Origin of the sequence: Nocardioides sp., from assembly GCF_034670285.1 — a bacterium.
Lineage (GTDB): Bacteria > Actinomycetota > Actinomycetes > Propionibacteriales > Nocardioidaceae > Nocardioides.
In genome coordinates this window covers 1-1,760 of record NZ_JAXMNS010000562.1, presented here as the reverse complement: position 1 = coordinate 1,760, position 1,760 = coordinate 1, and the positions used below count along the sequence as shown (strand labels likewise).

1 protein-coding gene and 2 pseudogenes are annotated in these 1,760 nt (G+C 73.8%); 1 reads left to right on the top strand and 2 read right to left on the bottom strand.

From position 1 onward, the window contains the following. A pseudogene (locus tag VOI19_RS19070) lies at positions 1–655 on the top strand (monooxygenase); the annotation flags it as partial. Between the two features lie 3 nt (positions 656–658). Here VOI19_RS19070 and VOI19_RS19065 read toward each other — a convergent pair. Then, positions 659–1,216, bottom strand: coding sequence for a DJ-1/PfpI/YhbO family deglycase/protease (locus VOI19_RS19065; RefSeq protein ID WP_323794505.1), 558 nt, complete (start codon positions 1,214–1,216; stop codon positions 659–661). A gap of 102 nt (positions 1,217–1,318) precedes the next feature. Beyond that, positions 1,319–1,760 (bottom strand): annotated as a pseudogene (locus VOI19_RS19060) (bifunctional 3'-5' exonuclease/DNA polymerase); the annotation flags it as partial.

The window sequence follows — 1,760 nt, the reverse complement described above, 5'->3', positions numbered from 1 at the left end:
CTCCCCCGTGCGCCGCTCCCTCGGCCTCGACGAGCCGCGCACCGGCACCGCCCGCGAGCGTCGCCATGCCCGCCACGGACTGCGCCGGCACGTGCACGTCGCTCCCTGGACCTCCCACGTCGAGGTGCACTGGGGCCGCCACGCCGAGGCCTACGTGACCCCCGTCGGCGACGACCTCGTCGGCGTCGCCGTGCTGTCGTCGCGGCGCGGCACCTACGCCGAGCACCTCGCGGAGTTTCCTGACCTGCTCGCCCGCCTCGAGGGGGCAGAAGAGGCCAGCACCGTGCGCGGGGCCGGTCCGCTGCGCCAGGGCGCCCGGCGTCGTACGACGGGGCGGGTGCTGCTGGTCGGTGACGCTGCCGGCTACGTCGACGCGCTGACCGGCGAGGGCGTCGCGCTCGCGATGGGGCAAGCCCGGGCCGCGGTCGAGGCCGTCGTGCTCGGCGACCCCGACCACTACGAGCGGGCCTGGGTGGCGCTGACCCGTCGCTACCGCTGGTTGACCGCCGGGCTGGTCACGATCACCCGACCCGCGCCGATCAGGCGAGCGCTGGTGCCGGCGGCCCGGCTGCTGCCGCCGGTCTTCGCGCTCGCCGTCAACGCGCTCGCCCGACCGGTCGGCCACGTCACGCCGGTGGCCCCGGTCGAAGGCTGAGCCTCAACCCGCGAACGCGTCGATCGCCGCCGCCGAGAAGGCGTCGAGGTCGTCGGGGTTGCGGCTGCTGACCAGGGTGTAGCCGCCGTGGCCGCAGGTGGTGGCCTCCTGGTCGAACCAGGTTCCACCGGCGTTGGTGATGTCGGTGCGCAGGCTCGGCCAGCTCGACAGCCGCTTGCCGTCCACGACGCCGGCCTCGATGAGCGTCCACGGGCCGTGGCAGATCGCCGCGATCGGCTTGCCACTGGCTGCGACCGCCTTCACGAACGCGACTGCGTCGTCGTCCAGGCGCAGCTGGTCGGGGTTGGTCGTGCCACCGGGCAGCACCAGGGCGTCGTAGTCGCCCGCGTCGGCGTCGGCCACGGCGAGCTCGGCCTCGTAGGTGCCCGCCTTCTCCACGTCGCTCTCGAAGGCCTGCACCGTGCCCCGCTCGGGGGCGATGAGCACCGTGGTCGCGCCCTCGTCCTGCAGCGCCTTCCAGGGGTGGGTCAGCTCGACCTCCTCTACCCCGGAGTTGGCCATCAGGAATGCGATCTTCTTGCCGTCGAGTCGTCCGGTCATCGTGGACTCCTTCGCGTTCGGGGATGTCGTACGTTCCCCACCCTGCTGGCACCGCACGACCAGCACGACCCCCGCGCGGGTGACCACCGACGGGTGAGGCCCCTACGGCTTGCCGGCCTCGGCGTAGGAGCGCACGACCGAGACGTTGAGCGGGAAGTCGATCCGCAGGTCGCGGAAGAGCAGCGCGGACGCCGTCGCCGCGGCCGCGGCGGCTTCCTCGGCCACCACTCCGGCCAGCGCCGCCGGGGTGTGGACGACGACCTCGTCGTGGAGGAAGAACACCAGGTGCGGCCCCTGCTCCAGGCGGTCGGCCACGGCCAGACGACGCAGCCGGTTGCGCAGGTCGGCGATCCAGCACAATGCCCACTCGGCCCCGGTGCCCTGCACGACGAAGTTGCGAGTGAACCGGCCGTAGGCGCGGCGGTAGCGCGCCTGGCTCTGCGGATCGAGCGGTACGGCGTCCGGGTCGGGCTCCCATGCCTCCGCGAGGCTGGGCGAGCCGCGACCCAGCAGGGTGCGCACCACCTGTCCTCGCTCGCCGGCG